Consider the following 15,276-nt stretch of genomic DNA (forward strand, 5'->3'; position numbering starts at 1 on the left):
GAGGTGACGTCCTCAGGCACGGCTCCTGTGACAATCAGGCCCATGGAAAGCAGCAGCGCCACGCGGGGCGGCAGCACCCGCCGCGAGGCCACCCGGCAGAAGCTCTACGAGGCCGCCGTCACGCTCATCGCCGAGCAGGGCTTCTCCGCCACCACGGTGGACGAGATCGCCGAGCGGGCCGGGGTCGCGAAGGGCACGGTCTACTACAACTTCGCGAGCAAGTCGGTCCTCTTCGAGGAGCTGCTGCGGCACGGGGTCGGCCTTCTCACCGCCTCCCTCCGGGAAGCGGCCGAGCGCACGGCCAGGGACGGCGGCACCAAGGTGGACGCCCTGGACGCGATGATCCGGGCCGGTCTCGTCTTCATCGAACGCTATCCGGCCTTCACCCAGCTGTACGTGGCCGAGCTGTGGCGCACCAACCGGGCCTGGCAGTCCACCCTGATGGTGGTGAGACAGCAGGCGGTCGCGGTCGTCGAGGGCGTGCTGCACGAGGGCGTGGCAGCGGGCGAGTTCAGCGCAGAGATCGATGTGCCGCTGACCGCGTCGGCGCTGGTCGGCATGGTCCTGGTGGCCGCCCTGGACTGGCAGTCCTTCCAGCCGGAGCGCTCCCTGGACGACGTCCATGCGGCGCTCTCCCGGCTGCTCCAGGGGCGCGTCAGCGGCCGCAGCGGGAGCTGACCGACACGAAAGCGCCGGTCCGGTGTGGCCGCGTCCCCCGCGGGCCACCTCGAACCGGCGCCTTCTCGTGCTCCCCCGTTGTGCTCCCCCGGTTTTCCCCTGTTGGGCCCCCGTATCGGTCGTTCCCCCGGGTTACCCCGTGCCTCGCTCCCGCCGACCTCGGCCCGCGGAAGGAGCGGATCCGGGGCGGCTCCGTTCCGGCGCCCCGTGTCGCCGGTGCCGGAGCCGTGCCCCTTTCCGTGTCTCCACTCTCTCGTTCGCGCAGGTCGGGCCCCATCCGCGCGCGTACTCATCTCACCCCCTAGGTACGGATACTCAGACCTCCGCACTCATGCCCAGAACGCCCCGTTGCCGACTGGTGATGAACACGTCCGTGTCCGTACTCCCCTCGGGCCCGGGGGCTGGGAGTCCGTCCGGCGGACCGCCCGTGCGGTGACTGTCAGTGGCGGTCGATAAAGTCGCAGGCATGGGACGGATTGCGGTGATCGGCGCCGGGATGGGCGCGATGGCGGCCGCCGCCCGGCTGGCCGTCGCGGGCCACCGGGTGGCGGTGTACGAGCGTGCGCAGACGTACGGCGGAGCGGTGCGCCGCTTCGAGCGGGACGGGTTCGGCTTCGACACCGGTCCCGGGCTGCTGACGCTCCCCGCGGTCTGGCGCGATCTGTTCATCAAGACCGGCAAGGAGCCGCTGGAGGACCGCGTCGAGCTGGTCCAGGTCGACCCGTCCTCGCGGCACGTCTTCGCGGACGGCACCGCGGTCGCGCTGCCGAACGCCTCCCGCGCGGGGGTGGTCGCCGCTCTGGACGAGGCGCTCGGGGCGGGCGCGGGCAGCCGCTGGGGCGACTTCCTGGTGCGGTCCCGTGAGGCCTGGGACCGCACCCGTCGGCCGCTGCTGGAGGAGCCCCTGTGGCCCAACTGGCCAGTGCTGGCGGGCCGCGAGCCGTATCCGGCGGTGCCGCACAAGCGGCTGCTGCGCACCCGCCGCGCCGCCACACTCGCCGAGGTCGGCGCCTGGGAGCTGCGCGACCCCCGGCTCACGGCGCTCCTGGAGAGTTATGCCCTCGCACACGGCCTCGACCCGCGGGTCACCCCGGCGAGCGCGGCCGTGCTGCCGTACATGGAGCACGCCTTCGGGACCTGGTACGTCCGCGGCGGCGTACGGGAGTTGGCGCGCGCGGTGTACGAGCGATGCGTGGCCCGCAGGGTCGAGTTCCACTTCGGCGCCGAGGTGACGGGGGTGCTGGAGAAGGACGGCCGGGCAGCCGGTCTGGAGCTGGCGGACGGAAGCGTGGCGGAGGCGGACCATGTGGTCGCCGGTGTGCACCCCCTACGGTTGCGGGGGCTGACAGAGCGTCGGCTCGACGACGACGGTGATGTGCGACCCGACACGGCAGCACGCCCCGGACGCTTCACCGTGCTGCTGGCGCTGCGCGGCCCGCGGGAGGCCGGTGCGGTTCATCACACGGTCGTACACGCGCCCGACCGCACGGCCGAGTTGGAGTCTCTGCACGCGCAGGCGGACGAGCCCGTGCGGCCCACGGTGGCCGTGCTGCGGCCGGACGATCCGGCGCTGCGACCGGACGCGGAGCACGAGTCCGTGGTCCTGTCCGCAGTGGTGGCGGCGGAGTCCGACCGGCACCGGTCCGAGTGGGGCGAACGTCTCGCGGACCTGCTCGTCACGGCGGCCGAGGCCGCGATACCCGGGCTGCGCGAGCGGCTGCTGTGGCGCGAGGTGCGGACGCCCGGCGACGGCGGGACGGACGCCGGCTCCGGGGGCGTGTCCGCCCCCTCCCTGGCCGCTGGGGAAGGGCGCTTCCTGCACCCGGCCAATACCACCCGGTTTCCCGGGCTGTACCGGGTCGGCGGCTGGTCGCACCCCGGCGGGGGGCTGCCGCACGCGGGTATGTCGGGCGCGCTGGTGGCCGGTCTGATCGTGGAGGGGCCGGAGTTCCGGGGTTCCCAGTGAGCGCCCCGGCCTGAGAGGCCCTCAGAAACGGTACTTCGCCTTCAGAAACGGTACTGCTCGTCGTAACCGTTCCCCTGAGCCTGACCTTGCCCCTGTCCATGCCCGTTGTCCTGGTAGGGGTAGGGCTGCTCCTGCGGGAGTTCGGCGCCGTAGGCCTCGTCGGTGCGCTGCTGCGGGACCCACACACCGCCGGACGGGGTCTGGCCGTCGTAGGTGCCGGTGGCGTACTGGTCCTGGCCGTAGCCCTGCTGACCGTACTGACCGTAGGCGTCGTAGCCGCCGCCGTAGGTCTGGGTGCCGATGTACGGGTCGGAGTAGGCGGCGTACTGCTGCTGGCCGGTGGTGTCGTAGCCGTACTGCTGCTGGTTGTAGCCGGAGTAGTCGTACCCGTAGGACTGGTCGGCGCCCTGCGCGGCCGTCGCGTACTGCTCCTGGGCCTGACCGGTGTTCGCGTAGGACGCGTCGGCGCCGGCGTACGCGGAGTCGCTGTATATGCCGTAGGAGCCGGTGTCCTCGGGCAGGGGCTGCGGCTCGTAGACCGCGGTGGACTCGGCCGGTGAGGGCTGGGCGGAGCGCGCGGGCGTGAAGACGTCGTCGCGGTCGTAGTCGTCCTCGTTGCCGTAGGACAGGCCGTCGGGGTGGTAGGCGCCCTGGTCGCCGTGGCCGTCATCGTCCGGCTGAAGGTCGGAGACCTCCAGGGTCGGGTCCTGGTGCTCCGGTTCGCCGCGGCCGCGCTTGCCGACGCCCGCGATGCCCGTCCGGCTGACCGCCCAGCCGGACGCGAAGCCGCGGCGGAACGACAGCGTGACGTAGGTCTGGCCGACCGCGAAGGCCGCGGCGCCGAGACCGATGACGATCACGGACGGGATCAGCACCCCGAGAACGACGCCGAGGAAACCGGCGAAAGCGAGCAGCCGCCAGCGCAGTCGCGCCTTGTACTGCAGGAGCACCTCACCCAGCAGCCACAGCGCGACGATGCCGAACGCGATGTAGAGGACCGTCCAGCCCATGTACGCCCCTCTCCGAGTCGCCGCTACGCAGTGTGTCGCATACCCGTGCGGCCGGTCTAGGCCTGCGGGGGGTGGTGCAGGCCCAGGTTTTCGTAGATTTCCAGCGTCGCCGTGGAGTTGTTGAGCGTGATGAAGTGCAGTCCGGGCACTCCCTCGGCCAGCAGCCGCGCGCAGAACTCCGTGGCGAATTCGATGCCAATGGAGCGTACAGCGGTCGGATCGTCTTTTGCTGTGAGGATCCGCTCTTTCAGGGCGGCGGGGATGACGGCGTTGCTGAGTTGTGGCAACCGCTCCAGCATCTTCACGCTGGTGACCGGCATGACCTCGGGGATGACGGGGGTGTCGCAGCCGGCCGCGGCGACCCGGTCGCGCAGCCGCAGATAGGACTCCGGCTGCCAGAACATCTGTGTGATGGCATAGTCGGCGCCGGCCCGGCACTTGTCGACGAAGTGGGCGACGTCCGTGTCCCAGTCCTCGGAGCGCGGGTGCATCTCCGGGAAGGCCGCGACGCCCACGCAGAAGTCGCCCGAGTCCTTGATGAGCTGGACGAGCTCGGCAGCGTAGCTCAGGCCTGTCGGGTGCGGCACCCAGTCGCCCATGGGGTCGCCGGGCGGGTCGCCGCGCACCGCGAGCATGTTGCGGATCCCGGCGTCGGCGTACCGGCCGATGATGTTGCGCAGCTCGGCGATGGAGTGGTTGACCGCGGTGAGGTGGGCGACCGGGGTGAGCGTGGTGTCGGCGGCGATCTGCTCGGTCGCCTTCACCGTGCCCGCGCGGGTGGAGCCGCCCGCGCCGTACGTCACGGAGACGAAGCTGGGGGCCACGGCCTCGACCCTGCGAAGCGCGTTCCAGAGGTTCCGTTCGCCCTTCTCCGTCTTCGGAGCCCAGAACTCGAACGAGAACGTCGTCTTGCCGGTCGCGAGCATGTCACGCACCGTGCGGGCGTGGTCAGTCCTGGTGGATGCGGTTCCGAGGGCCATACCCGCAGGTTAGTCAGGGGGCGGCGGTCCCCCAACCGGATGGAGGATATTTGCCCGATTTGTCGATTTGTTGTCCACCTATCGGACAACCCTCCGGACATTCTTCGGACAAGCTGCCAGCCATTCCGTCCGACAAGCTGCCGCGCATTCCGTCGGACAACCCGACGGACTCCCATCGGACAATCCGCCTGACGTCCATCCGACAATCCGTCGGACGACGGGCCCGATCGGGCACCGCGCCACGCGCTACGCGCTCCGCAGCCGCTTCGCGAACTCCTGCGCCGCCGCGCCCGGATCCTCGGCCTCGGTGATCGCCCGGACGACCACGACGCGGCGGGCGCCGGCCTCGAGCACCTCGTCCAGGTTGCCGAGGTCGATGCCGCCGATGGCGAACCAGGGACGGGCGGTGCCCAGGGAGGCGGTGTACCGGACCAGGTCGAGGCCGGGGGCGTGGCGGCCGGGTTTGGTGGGGGTCGGCCAGCAGGGGCCGGTGCAGAAGTAGTCGACGCCCTCCTGGACGGCTGCCGCGGCGGCCTCGGACTCGGCATGGGTGGAACGGCCCATGAGGACGTCCTCGCCGAGGATCGCTCGGGCGGCGGGGACCGGGAGGTCGCCCTGGCCGAGGTGGAGCACGTCGGCGCCGGCGGCGTGCGCGACGTCCGCGCGGTCGTTGACGGCGAGAAGCCTGCCGTGGCGGGCGCAGGCGTCGGCGAAGACCTTGAGGTGCTCCAGCTCCTCGGCGGCCTCCATGCCCTTGTCGCGCAACTGCACGATGTCGACACCGCCCGCCAGGACGGCGTCCAGGAACTCCGGAAGGTCGCCCTGGCGCCTGCGGGCGTCCGTGCAGAGGTAGACGCGGGCGTCGGCGAACTCGGCGCGTGCGGTGTCGGCGGTGTCGGGCATACGAGGATCCCCCGTGGGTGTCGTTCCTGGTCGGCGGCGTACGGGCCCGTGGGCCGGCCGGGCCGTTGGTTGCTGCGGGCCGCAGTGAACCACGGCCGCGGCCCACCCTGCCTGCGCGGCCCCGGGCCCGTACGCCGGACGGTTTTCGGTTCAGCCTGTGTTCGGTTCAGCCTGTTCGGATCAGACGGCGAGCGCCTGGGCCCGGCGCTTCACCTCCGTACCGCGATTCTCGCTGAGCGCCTGCGCAGGGGTGCCGGGCAGGCTGTCGTCGGGGGTGAAGAGCCACTCGATCATCTCTTCGTCGGTGAAGCCGTCGTCCCTCAGGAGCGTCAGGGTCCCGGTCAGGCCCTTGACGACCTTCTGCTCGGCCTCGTCGATGAATGCGGCGGGGACGTGCAGCGCGCGGTTCTCACCTCGGCGTACGGCGATGAGCTGGCCCTCCTTGACCAGCTGCCGCACACGCGTCACCTCGACATCGAGCATCTCTGCGATGTCGGGGAGGGTGAGCCAGGCGGGGACGAGAACATCGATCTTTGCGTCAATCTCGGTCACGGACTCAAGCCTGCCATCCCGCACTGACAGTCGGAAGCCAAAACCTTCCGACCTGGGGTTTTGCATTACGCCATGGCGGCCGTCCCGCGTACTACGCCGTGGCCGACTTCATGGGCCGCGCCGGGTCCGCCAGCAGCTCCGGGTCCATCGGGGTGCCTGCCTCGATCAGCCGTCTGCCCTGCGCCAGGTCCCTCGGCCTGCCGACCGCCAGCAGGGCGACCAGGCGGCTCTCGCGGAGCCAGCAGACGGACCAGGCGGGGCCCGAGCGATCACCCCGCCACAGCGTCGTGTCGGCGGAGGCGTGGTGGCCTGCGTACTGGACGAAGCGGCCGAACTGCTCGGACCAGAAGTACGGGACCGGGTCGTACACGGCCGGCGGCTCGCCGGTGGTCTCGCCGATGATGTTCGCGGCCACCGTGCGCGGGCCCTGGAGGGCGTTGTCCCAGTGGTGGACCAGCAGGCGCTCGCCATACCTCCCGGAAGGGAAGGAGGCGCAGTCGCCGACGGCGTATACGTCCGGTGCCGAGGTGCGCAGGTGGGCGTCGGCGACGACCTCACGGTGCGCGCCGAGCTCGATGCCGGCGCCGCCCAGCCAGCCCGTGGCGGGGCGCGCGCCGATGCCGACCACAACCGCGCCGGCGGGCAGCCGGGAGCCGTCGTCGAGGAGGACCGCGCCGGGCTCGATGCGCTCCACGCGCGCGTGCGTGCGCAGCGCGGCACCCGCGTCGGCGTACCAGGCGGCCATCGGCGTGGCGACCTCCGCGGGCAGCGCGCCCGCGAGCGGCCGGTCCGCCGCCTCCACGACGGTCACCGCGCAGCCCGCCTCGCGCGCGGCCGTGGCGAACTCCGCGCCGATCCAGCCCGCGCCGACCACCACGATGTCGTGCTGCCTGGCCAGCACGGGCCGCAGTCGCTCGGCGTCGTCCAGGGTGCGCAGCAGATGCACGCCGGGCACGCCCTCGGTGCCCGGCAGGGTGATCGGTTCGGCGCCGGTCGCGAGGACCAGGACGTCGTACGGCACGAGCCCGCTCTCGGTGTCCAGCTCGTGGTCTCCGGGGCGCACGCCGAGCACCTCGCACCCCAGCCGCAGCTCGATGCCGAGCGCCTCGAAGTCGACGTCGAAGGCGGAGCCCTCGGACTTGCCGAGCAGGACGGCCTTGGACAGCGGCGGCCGGTCGTACGGCTGGTGGGGCTCGGCGCCGATCAGTGTCACGGTGCCGGTGAAGCCCTGTTCGCGCAGGGCGACGGCCGTCTGGACACCCGCCATGCCCGCGCCGACGACGACCACGCGCCGTGCCTGCGACGTGCTCACTTCCCGCGTCTGCTCACTCACCTGATCACCATAGACAACTGACTGTTTGTCAGTCAGGAGTCGTACTCAGTGACCTGCTCCACAACGCTGGTCCCGCTGCCCGACTGCGACTCCCACTCCCAGGTCTCCTCCAGCCGCACCCGCCCGTCCGGCAGCTCCACGACTGCCGAGAGGCAGTGCCCCGAGGACGTCGTCCCGTCATGCCCCAGCTGGACGTATCGGAAGTCCAGCCGGTCATCTGACCGAGTACCCACCAGATGCCCGCGCACGACGTCGCCGCCCGCGTACTCGGCCCAGATCTCGCCGTCCTGCTCGTGGTACGTGAACCGGGTCCGCGCACCCACCTGACCTGGGGCCTGGTCGGCTACCGGAGCGAGGACGAGGCCGTCCAGCGAGCGGGGCATGACGGAAGGCTCCCTTACAGAGGCGCGGAGGGTCGGGCTAGGGTGGCCAACGTACAAGCACTCGCGGGAGCCCGGACGCACCGGGCTGAGAGGGAGGCTGGCGGCCTCCGACCGTACGAACCTGATCCGGGTCATGCCGGCGAAGGGAGGGGCTGGACGCCCATGTCGTCACGTACGTCAGACGTCCTCGTCATCGGGGGCGGAATCATCGGCCTGGTCACGGCCTGGCGGGCCGCGCAGCGTGGGTTCGCCACGGCCGTCGTGGACCCGGAGCCGGGCGGCGGGGCCGCCCAGGTGGCCGCCGGGATGCTGGCCGCGGTCACGGAGCTGCACTACGGCGAGCAGACCCTGCTCGGCCTCAATCTGGAGTCGGCCCGCCGTTACCCGGGCTTCGTGGCCGAGCTCAGCGACCTCACCGGCCAGGACCTCGGCTACCGCCAGTGCGGCACGCTCGCCGTCGCCCTGGACGCCGACGACCGCGCCCATCTGCGCGAACTGCACGCCCTGCAGCGGGAGTCGGGCCTGGAGTCGGAGTGGCTGTCGGGGCGCGAGTGCCGGCGCCTGGAGCCGATGCTCGCACCGGGCGTGCGCGGCGGCCTCCGGGTGGACGGCGACCACCAGATCGACCCGCGGCGGCTGGCACGCGCGCTGGTGGTCGCGTGCGAGCGGGCGGGCGTGGTCTTCCACCGGGTGTGGGCCGAGCGCTTCCACGTCGTACGGGAGCGGGCCGCCGGGGTCACCACGGCGGACGGCACCGAGCTGGGCGCGGGGCAGGTCGTGCTGGCCGGCGGCAGCCTCAGCGGGCGGCTCGCGGGCGTCCCTGACGAGGTGCTGCCGCCCGTACGGCCGGTGAAGGGGCAGGTGCTGCGGCTGACCGTGCCGAAGCGGTACGCGCCGTTCCTGAGCCGCACGGTGCGCGCCGTCGTCCGCGGCAGCCATGTCTACCTGGTGCCGCGGGAGAGCGGCGAGCTGGTCGTCGGCGCGACCAGCGAGGAGCTGGGCTGGGACACGACGGTCACCGCGGGCGGGGTGTACGAGCTGCTGCGCGACGCGCACGAGCTGGTCCCCGGGATCACCGAGCTGCCGCTGACGGAGACGCGGGCCGGTCTGCGCCCCGGCTCCCCGGACAACGCGCCCCTGCTGGGCCCGACGGAACTGCCCGGTCTGCTGCTGGCCACCGGCCACTACCGCAACGGCGTGCTGCTCACCCCGGTCACCGGCGACGCCATGGCGCACGCCCTGGCCACCGGTGAACTCCCGGACGAGGCCCGCCCGTTCACCCCCAAGCGTTTCGCGCTCCTGGAGCAGCCCGCATGAACATCTCCGTCAACGGAGAGCCCCGCCGGTTCGCTGCCGGCACGGCTCTCGACACCGTCGTAGGCGCGCTGACCCCGGCTCCCTCCGGAGTGGCCGCCGCCCTGAACGAAACCGTCGTCCCGCGCGCGCAGTGGCCGTCGACGTCCCTCTCCGAGGGGGACCGCGTCGAGGTCCTCACCGCCGTCCAAGGAGGCTGACCCATGGCCGACGACCCCTTTGTCATCGGCGGTACGTCCTTCACGTCCCGCCTGATCATGGGCACCGGCGGTGCCCCCAGCCTGGAGGTCCTCGAGCGGGCGCTGGCGGCGTCCGGCACGGAGCTGACGACGGTCGCGATGCGGCGGGTGGATCCCTCGGTCCACGGCTCGGTGCTGTCCGTCCTGGAGAAGCTCGGCATCCGGGTGCTGCCGAACACGGCGGGCTGCTTCACCGCCGGGGAGGCGGTGCTGACCGCCCGCCTCGCGCGCGAGGCGCTCGGCACCGAACTGATCAAACTCGAAGTGATCGCCGACGAGCGCACCCTGCTGCCCGACCCGATCGAGCTGCTGGACGCCGCCGAGACCCTCGTCGACGACGGGTTCACCGTGCTGCCGTACACCAACGACGACCCGGTGCTCGCCCGCAAGCTGGAGGACGTCGGCTGTGCGGCGATCATGCCGCTCGGCTCACCCATCGGCTCGGGGCTCGGCATCCGCAACCCGCACAACTTCCAGCTGATCACCGAGCACGCGCGCGTGCCGGTGATCCTGGACGCGGGCGCCGGTACGGCCTCGGACGCGGCGCTCGCGATGGAGCTGGGGTGCGCGGGTGTGATGCTCGCCTCAGCGGTGACGCGGGCGCAGGAGCCGCAGCTGATGGCCGAGGCCATGAAGCACGCGGTGGACGCGGGGCGCCTGGCGTACCGGGCGGGCCGTATCCCGCGCCGCCACTTCGCCGAGGCGTCCTCGCCCCACGAGGGGCGAGCGCACCTCGATCCCGAACGCCCCGCCTTCTGACTGAACGCGCGTTCGACGAGATCCGGGAGCCGGTGCGACGTCCGTCACAGGTCGGCTGCAGTCCCGCTCCGATCTCACCCGAACCGTCAGCTCTGTCAGTCGCGGCTCGTACACTCACCTGCGTGGATACGACCCTTCAGGACCCTCTGGTCGGGCAGGTGCTCGACGGGCGCTATCGCGTGGACGCGCGGATCGCGGTCGGCGGGATGGCCACGGTCTACCGGGCCCTGGACACCCGCCTCGACCGCGTGCTCGCGCTCAAGGTGATGCACCCGACGCTCGCGGCCGACGGCACCTTCGTCGACCGGTTCATCCGCGAGGCGAAGTCGGTCGCGCGGCTGGCGCATCCGAACGTGGTGCAGATCTTCGACCAGGGCACCGACGGGTCGTATGTGTATCTCGCCATGGAGTACGTCGCCGGATGCACCCTGCGCGACGTGCTGCGCGAGCGCGGGGCGCTGCAGCCGCGCGCCGCCCTGGACATCCTGGAGCCGGTGCTCGCCGCCCTCGGCGCCGCGCACCGCGCCGGGTTCGTGCACCGGGACATGAAGCCGGAGAACGTGCTGATAGGGGACGACGGCCGGGTCAAGGTCGCCGACTTCGGGCTCGTCCGGTCCGTGGACACGGTCACCAACACCACCGGCACCGTCCTCGGCACCGTCTCCTACCTCGCTCCCGAGCAGATAGAACACGGCACGGCCGACCCCCGGGTCGATGTGTACGCGTGCGGGGTCGTCCTGTACGAGATGCTGGCCGGCGACCGCCCGCACGCCGGGGACTCCCCGGCCACCGTCCTCTACAAGCACATCCACGAGGACGTCCCGCCGCCGTCGGCCGCCGTGCCGGGCCTGGCGTACCGGCTGGACGAGCTGGTCGCGTCGGCCACCGCCCGCACCCCCGGCCTGCGCCCGCAGGACGCGGTGGCGCTGCTCGCGCAGGCCCGCGAGGTGCGCGCCGCGCTCAGCGCGGACCAGCTGGACGCGATACCGCCGCAGGCCTTCGCCTCGGACCACCGCAACATCGCCGAGGACCGTACGAGCGTGATCCCGCGCTCGCTGACCGTGCCGCGCCTGCTGCCGGTGAACGAGGACGAGGACCGGCTCCACCGCACCAGCCGGCTGGAGACACCCCCGCCGCTGCCGCCGCGGCGCCGCGGCGCGCGCTCCCGGCGCGGTCCGCTCGCCGTCCTGGTCGCCGTGCTGCTGATCCTCGGGGTCGGCACGGGCGTCTGGTACATCAACTCCGGCCAGTTCACCAAGGTCCCGCTGGTACTGGCGAAGACCCAGACGCAGGCCACCCGGCAACTGCAGAAGGCCGGCCTCGACCTCGGCTCGGTCAAGCACGCCTACAGCGACACGGTGCAGCGGGGCACGGTCATCAGCTCGGACCCCGCGCCCGGCGCCCGTATCCGCGACAACGCGTCCGTGGCGCTCACCATCTCCGACGGACCGGAGACCGTGCAGGTGCCCGACCTGTCGGGGCGGCCGCTGGACCGGGCGAGGGCCCAGCTGAAGAAGAGCGGCCTCGAACCCGGCATGGTCACCCGTGAGTTCAGCGACCAGGTCCCCAAGGGCTCCGTGATCTCCACGTCCCCGGACGCGGGCACCAAGCGGCACGCGGGTTCGGCGATCGCCCTGGTGGTCAGCAAGGGCAGCCCGGTGGACGTCCCGGACGTCACGGGTGAGGACCTGGCGTCCGCCAAGTCCGACCTGGAGGACGCCGGCCTGACGGTGAAGGTGGCCGCCGCGCAGATCAACTCCGAGTACGACAAGGGCCAGGTCGCCGCCCAGACGCCCGCGGGCGACAGCCAGGCAGCCGACGGCGACACGGTGACGCTGACGCTGTCCAAGGGCCCGGAGATGGTCGAGGTCCCGGACGTCACCGGCGACAGCGTGGACGACGCGCACAAGGCCCTGGAGGGCGCCGGCTTCAAGGTCGAGGAGGACCGCGGTCTGCTCGGCCTGTTCGGCGACACCGTCAAGAACCAGTCCGTGAAGGGCGGGGAGACGGCCCCCAAGGGGTCGACGATCACCATCAAGATCAGGTGACGGAGCAGGCCGCGGCGCATGACACCCTGAACGGGTGAAGAGTCAGCAGTCGCGCAACCCCGTCGGCGGCCACGTCCCCGTGGCCGGTGGTCTCCACTCCGTGGGTCTGTCCTACGCCCACGACCTGAAGGCGGAGACCGTGCAGGTCTTCGTCGCCAACCCGCGCGGCTGGGCGACGCCCGCCGGCAATCCGCGGCAGGACGCGGAGTTCCGCGAGGCGTGCGCGGCCGAGTCGATCCCGGCGTACGTCCACGCCCCGTATCTGATCAACTTCGGCTCGCACACCGAGGCGACCGCGGAGAAGTCGGTGGAGTCCCTGCGGCACTCCCTGCGGCGCGGGCGGGAGATCGGGGCGCTCGGCGTGGTCGTGCACACAGGCAGCGCGACGGGCGGCCGGGACCGGTCCGTGGCCCTCAAGCAGGTACGGGAGCACCTGCTGCCGCTGCTGGACGAACTCACCCACGACGACGATCCGTTCCTGCTGCTGGAGTCGACGGCCGGGCAGGGCGCCTCGCTCTGCTCGCGGACCTGGGACTTCGGGCCGTACTTCGAGGCGCTGGACGCCCATCCGAAGCTGGGCGTCTGCCTGGACACCTGCCACATCTTCGCGGCCGGACACGACCTGACCGGTCCGAGCGGCATGCACCAGACCCTCGATCTGCTGGTGGACACGGTCGGCGAGGGCCGGCTGAAGCTGATCCACGCCAACGACTCCAAGGACGTGGTCGGCGCACACAAGGACCGGCACGAGAACATCGGCGCCGGCCACATCGGCGAGGACCCGTTCCGGGCGCTGATGACCCACCCCGCGACCGAGGGCGTACCGCTGATCATCGAGACGCCCGGCGGCAAGGAGGGGCATGCGGCCGATGTGGAGCGGCTGAAGAAACTGCGCGATTGCTGACCCGTTCCGGAATACCCCCTGGGGGTATGTGGTTCTTGGTCGGTACAGGAGCCGTTACCTGACATTGGGGGCAGTCGTGCAGCACGAGGCACACGCGCACACTCACGCACACGAACACGCACACGCACACGCACACGCAGAGGCACACCATCGCCCGGCGGCCGCCACCTGGAGCATGGCCGCGCAGGCCACCCTCCACTGCCTCACCGGCTGCGCCATCGGCGAGGTGCTCGGCATGGTGATCGGCACGGCGTTCGGCTGGGGCAATGTCCCGACGACGATCCTCGCCATCGTCCTGGCCTTCTTCTTCGGCTACTCGCTCACGCTGCGCGGGGTGCTGCGGGCCGGCGTCGACTTCCGTACGGCCTTCCGGGTGGCGCTGGCCGCGGACACCCTGTCCATCGCCGTGATGGAGCTGATCGACAACGGCGTGATCGTGCTGTGGCCGGACGCGATGGACGCGCAACTGGCCGACCTGCTGTTCTGGGGCTCGCTCGCGATCTCGCTCGCGCTCGCCTTCTTCGTGACGACGCCCGTCAACAAGTGGATGATCGGCCGCGGCAAGGGCCACGCGGTGGTGCACGGGTACCACCACTGACCCGTGAGGACCGGGATCAGAGCTCGGGGCCGTCCCCGGGCTCCTCCTGGTAGGAGTAGCGCTGTTCCTTCCACGGGTCGCCGACGTTGTGGTAGCCGCGCTCCTCCCAGAAACCGCGGCGGTCGGCGGTCATGTACTCGACGCCGCGCACCCACTTGGGGCCCTTCCAGGCGTACAGATGGGGCACGACGAGGCGCAGCGGGAAGCCGTGTTCCGCCGTCAGCAGCTCGCCGTCCTTGTGGGTGGCGAAGATGGTCCCCTCGGACGCGAAGTCCGCCAGGCGGAGGTTCGAACTGAATCCGTATTCGGCCCACACCATCACATGGGTGACCGCCGGCGCGGGCGGTGCGAGCTCCAGGATCGTACGAGCCGGAATGCCGCCCCATTCGGCGCCGAGCATGCTGAACTTCGTGACGCAGTGCAGGTCGGCGACGACGGTCGTGTACGGCAGAGCCGTGAACTCCTCGTGGGCCCAGCAGCGCTTCTCGCCGTCCGCGGTGGCACCGAAGACCCTGAACTCCCAGCGCTCCGGGCGGAATTTGGGAACGGGCCCGTAATGCGTGACCGGCCAGCCGCGCTGCAGGCGCTGCCCCGGGGGAAGCTCGGACTGTGCTGCTCCTCCTGAATCGCGTTCTCCCGATTCACGCTCCACCGGCTGACCCATGACTCCATCCTGACAGACCTCGGACGGTGCGCTTGACCGGCCCAGCCAAACCGGGGCAATTAGCACTAAGCATGCACTTACTTACTAAGCGAAGACTTACTGGACGATCTTCCTCACCGGTGCAATCATGCGGCGCAACCTGCCAGTTCCCCCCCGCTTGGAAGGAGCCTCTGCGATGCAGGGCGACCCCGAGGTCATCGAATTCCTCAATGAGCAGCTCACCGGCGAGCTGACCGCGATCAACCAGTACTTCCTGCACGCGAAGATGCAGGAGAACTTCGGCTGGACGAAGCTCGCCAAGTACACGCGGCACGAGTCGTTCGACGAGATGAAGCACGCGGAGGTGCTCACCGACCGGATCCTCTTCCTGGAGGGGCTGCCGAACTACCAGCGGCTCTTCCACGTGCGCGTGGGACAGACCGTCAAGGAGATGTTCGAGGCCGACCGGCAGATCGAGGTCGAGGCCATCGACCGCCTCAAGCGGGGCGTCGAGGTGATGCGGACCAAGGGGGACATCACGTCCGCGAACATCTTCGAGTCGATCCTCGAGGACGAGGAGCACCACATCGACTACCTCGACACCCAGCTGGAACTGGTCGAGAAGCTCGGCGAGGCGCTCTACATCGCGCAGCTGATCGAGCAGCCGGAGAGCTGAGACCGGCCTGCAGCTGCCGAGAGCTAGGCGGCTTCCTCGAGGTCAGCGATCTCGGACAGCACCGTCTTGCCCCGGTCGGCGAGGTCCCGTCGCGGGCACGCGTCCCTGCCCAGCAGTGCCTGGATACGGCGTACGCACGAACCGCAGTCCGTGCCCGCCTTGCAGGCCGACGCTATCTGGCGGGGGGTGCAGGCACCGTCCTCCGCGTGCTTCTTGACCTGCTGCTCCGTGACGCCGAAACAACTGCAGACGAACACGCGGTTCACCTCCCGCCGGGAAAGAAATGGTGC

The 15,276-nt window shown here is 71.1% G+C and carries 17 protein-coding genes and 1 riboswitch; of the genes, 9 read left to right on the plus strand and 8 right to left on the minus strand.

Features of this window, described 5'->3' with window-relative positions:
* Positions 1 to 42 precede the first annotated feature (42 nt).
* Positions 43 to 678 carry a TetR/AcrR family transcriptional regulator gene (locus tag LJ657_RS10805; RefSeq protein ID WP_232648214.1) on the plus strand — a complete coding sequence of 212 codons (636 nt, stop codon included), beginning with the start codon at positions 43 to 45 and terminating at the stop codon, positions 676 to 678.
* Between the two features lie 466 nt (positions 679 to 1,144).
* A complete protein-coding gene (locus LJ657_RS10810; protein ID WP_232648215.1) occupies positions 1,145 to 2,644 on the plus strand; it encodes a phytoene desaturase family protein in 1,500 nt (499 codons plus the stop codon).
* 41 nt (positions 2,645 to 2,685) lie between these two features.
* Here the strand turns inward: LJ657_RS10810 and LJ657_RS10815 are convergent, their stop codons facing one another.
* The 6 genes from LJ657_RS10815 to LJ657_RS10840 form a co-directional block, all read right to left on the minus strand.
* Complete coding sequence (locus LJ657_RS10815; protein ID WP_232648216.1) at positions 2,686 to 3,654, minus strand: SCO2102 family sporulation regulator; 969 nt, start codon at positions 3,652 to 3,654, stop codon at positions 2,686 to 2,688.
* A gap of 56 nt (positions 3,655 to 3,710) precedes the next feature.
* Positions 3,711 to 4,634 (minus strand): methylenetetrahydrofolate reductase [NAD(P)H], encoded by a 924-nt coding sequence (gene metF, locus LJ657_RS10820; protein WP_232648217.1) that lies wholly within the window; start codon positions 4,632 to 4,634, stop codon positions 3,711 to 3,713.
* Positions 4,635 to 4,880: 246 nt separating this feature from the next.
* Entirely contained in the window at positions 4,881 to 5,537 is a 657-nt protein-coding gene (thiE, locus tag LJ657_RS10825) for a thiamine phosphate synthase (RefSeq protein WP_232648218.1), read from the minus strand.
* A gap of 180 nt (positions 5,538 to 5,717) precedes the next feature.
* Complete coding sequence (locus LJ657_RS10830) at positions 5,718 to 6,089, minus strand: Rv2175c family DNA-binding protein (RefSeq protein ID WP_232648219.1); 372 nt, start codon at positions 6,087 to 6,089, stop codon at positions 5,718 to 5,720.
* A gap of 91 nt (positions 6,090 to 6,180) precedes the next feature.
* On the minus strand, positions 6,181 to 7,422 hold the full coding sequence (locus LJ657_RS10835; RefSeq protein ID WP_232648220.1) for an NAD(P)/FAD-dependent oxidoreductase: 1,242 nt from the start codon (positions 7,420 to 7,422) through the stop codon (positions 6,181 to 6,183).
* Between the two features lie 32 nt (positions 7,423 to 7,454).
* Positions 7,455 to 7,805, minus strand: coding sequence for an avidin-fold protein (locus LJ657_RS10840; protein ID WP_232648221.1), 351 nt, complete (start codon positions 7,803 to 7,805; stop codon positions 7,455 to 7,457).
* 53 nt (positions 7,806 to 7,858) lie between these two features.
* Positions 7,859 to 7,970, plus strand: a riboswitch (TPP riboswitch).
* On the opposite strand from LJ657_RS10840, the gene thiO reads away from it, so the two are divergent.
* The 6 genes from thiO to LJ657_RS10870 all read left to right on the plus strand — a co-directional run bounded on the left by thiO (position 7,968) and on the right by LJ657_RS10870 (position 13,667).
* Positions 7,968 to 9,122, plus strand: a complete 1,155-nt coding sequence (gene thiO, locus LJ657_RS10845; RefSeq protein ID WP_232648222.1) for a glycine oxidase ThiO — start codon at positions 7,968 to 7,970, stop codon at positions 9,120 to 9,122. It overlaps the preceding riboswitch by 3 nt.
* Positions 9,119 to 9,319: a sulfur carrier protein ThiS gene (gene thiS, locus LJ657_RS10850; protein ID WP_232648223.1), complete on the plus strand. Its 201-nt coding sequence runs from the start codon at positions 9,119 to 9,121 to the stop codon at positions 9,317 to 9,319. The genes thiO and thiS overlap by 4 nt, the downstream gene beginning before the upstream one ends.
* Before the next feature lie 3 nt (positions 9,320 to 9,322).
* Positions 9,323 to 10,117, plus strand: coding sequence for a thiazole synthase (locus LJ657_RS10855; RefSeq protein WP_232648224.1), 795 nt, complete (start codon positions 9,323 to 9,325; stop codon positions 10,115 to 10,117).
* Positions 10,118 to 10,239: 122 nt separating this feature from the next.
* Positions 10,240 to 12,165 (plus strand): Stk1 family PASTA domain-containing Ser/Thr kinase, encoded by a 1,926-nt coding sequence (pknB, locus tag LJ657_RS10860; protein ID WP_232648225.1) that lies wholly within the window; start codon positions 10,240 to 10,242, stop codon positions 12,163 to 12,165.
* Between the two features lie 34 nt (positions 12,166 to 12,199).
* The gene (locus LJ657_RS10865) at positions 12,200 to 13,069 is read left to right on the plus strand and encodes a deoxyribonuclease IV (RefSeq protein ID WP_232648226.1); all 870 of its coding nucleotides are present in this window, start codon (positions 12,200 to 12,202) and stop codon (positions 13,067 to 13,069) included.
* Between the two features lie 76 nt (positions 13,070 to 13,145).
* The gene (locus LJ657_RS10870) at positions 13,146 to 13,667 is read left to right on the plus strand and encodes a DUF4396 domain-containing protein (RefSeq protein ID WP_372487898.1); all 522 of its coding nucleotides are present in this window, start codon (positions 13,146 to 13,148) and stop codon (positions 13,665 to 13,667) included.
* 16 nt (positions 13,668 to 13,683) lie between these two features.
* On the opposite strand, the gene LJ657_RS10875 is transcribed toward LJ657_RS10870, so the two are convergent.
* Positions 13,684 to 14,331 carry a sulfite oxidase-like oxidoreductase gene (locus tag LJ657_RS10875; RefSeq protein ID WP_232648228.1) on the minus strand — a complete coding sequence of 216 codons (648 nt, stop codon included), beginning with the start codon at positions 14,329 to 14,331 and terminating at the stop codon, positions 13,684 to 13,686.
* A gap of 175 nt (positions 14,332 to 14,506) precedes the next feature.
* Between LJ657_RS10875 and bfr the strand changes: the two genes are divergently transcribed.
* Positions 14,507 to 14,986 carry a bacterioferritin gene (gene bfr / locus LJ657_RS10880; protein ID WP_232648229.1) on the plus strand — a complete coding sequence of 160 codons (480 nt, stop codon included), beginning with the start codon at positions 14,507 to 14,509 and terminating at the stop codon, positions 14,984 to 14,986.
* Positions 14,987 to 15,009: 23 nt separating this feature from the next.
* On the opposite strand, the gene LJ657_RS10885 is transcribed toward bfr, so the two are convergent.
* Positions 15,010 to 15,243 carry a (2Fe-2S)-binding protein gene (locus tag LJ657_RS10885; protein ID WP_232648230.1) on the minus strand — a complete coding sequence of 78 codons (234 nt, stop codon included), beginning with the start codon at positions 15,241 to 15,243 and terminating at the stop codon, positions 15,010 to 15,012.
* Positions 15,244 to 15,276 lie beyond the last annotated feature (33 nt).

It is taken from the genome of Streptomyces guryensis, from assembly GCF_021261325.1.
In the GTDB taxonomy this organism is placed as follows: domain Bacteria; phylum Actinomycetota; class Actinomycetes; order Streptomycetales; family Streptomycetaceae; genus Streptomyces; species Streptomyces guryensis.

What these genes read in the sequence shown, in the direction of transcription:
- LJ657_RS10805 (WP_232648214.1), top strand. Translation starts at nt 43, where the DNA reads ATGGAAAGCAGCAGCGCCACGCGGGGCGGCAGCACCCGCCGCGAGGCC.
- LJ657_RS10810 (WP_232648215.1), top strand. Translation starts at nt 1,145, where the DNA reads ATGGGACGGATTGCGGTGATCGGCGCCGGGATGGGCGCGATGGCGGCC.
- LJ657_RS10815 (WP_232648216.1), bottom strand. Translation starts at nt 3,654, where the DNA reads ATGGGCTGGACGGTCCTCTACATCGCGTTCGGCATCGTCGCGCTGTGG.
- metF (WP_232648217.1), bottom strand. Translation starts at nt 4,634, where the DNA reads ATGGCCCTCGGAACCGCATCCACCAGGACTGACCACGCCCGCACGGTG.
- thiE (WP_232648218.1), bottom strand. Translation starts at nt 5,537, where the DNA reads ATGCCCGACACCGCCGACACCGCACGCGCCGAGTTCGCCGACGCCCGC.
- LJ657_RS10840 (WP_232648221.1), bottom strand. Translation starts at nt 7,805, where the DNA reads ATGCCCCGCTCGCTGGACGGCCTCGTCCTCGCTCCGGTAGCCGACCAG.
- thiO (WP_232648222.1), top strand. Translation starts at nt 7,968, where the DNA reads ATGTCGTCACGTACGTCAGACGTCCTCGTCATCGGGGGCGGAATCATC.
- thiS (WP_232648223.1), top strand. Translation starts at nt 9,119, where the DNA reads ATGAACATCTCCGTCAACGGAGAGCCCCGCCGGTTCGCTGCCGGCACG.
- LJ657_RS10855 (WP_232648224.1), top strand. Translation starts at nt 9,323, where the DNA reads ATGGCCGACGACCCCTTTGTCATCGGCGGTACGTCCTTCACGTCCCGC.
- LJ657_RS10875 (WP_232648228.1), bottom strand. Translation starts at nt 14,331, where the DNA reads ATGGGTCAGCCGGTGGAGCGTGAATCGGGAGAACGCGATTCAGGAGGA.
- bfr (WP_232648229.1), top strand. Translation starts at nt 14,507, where the DNA reads ATGCAGGGCGACCCCGAGGTCATCGAATTCCTCAATGAGCAGCTCACC.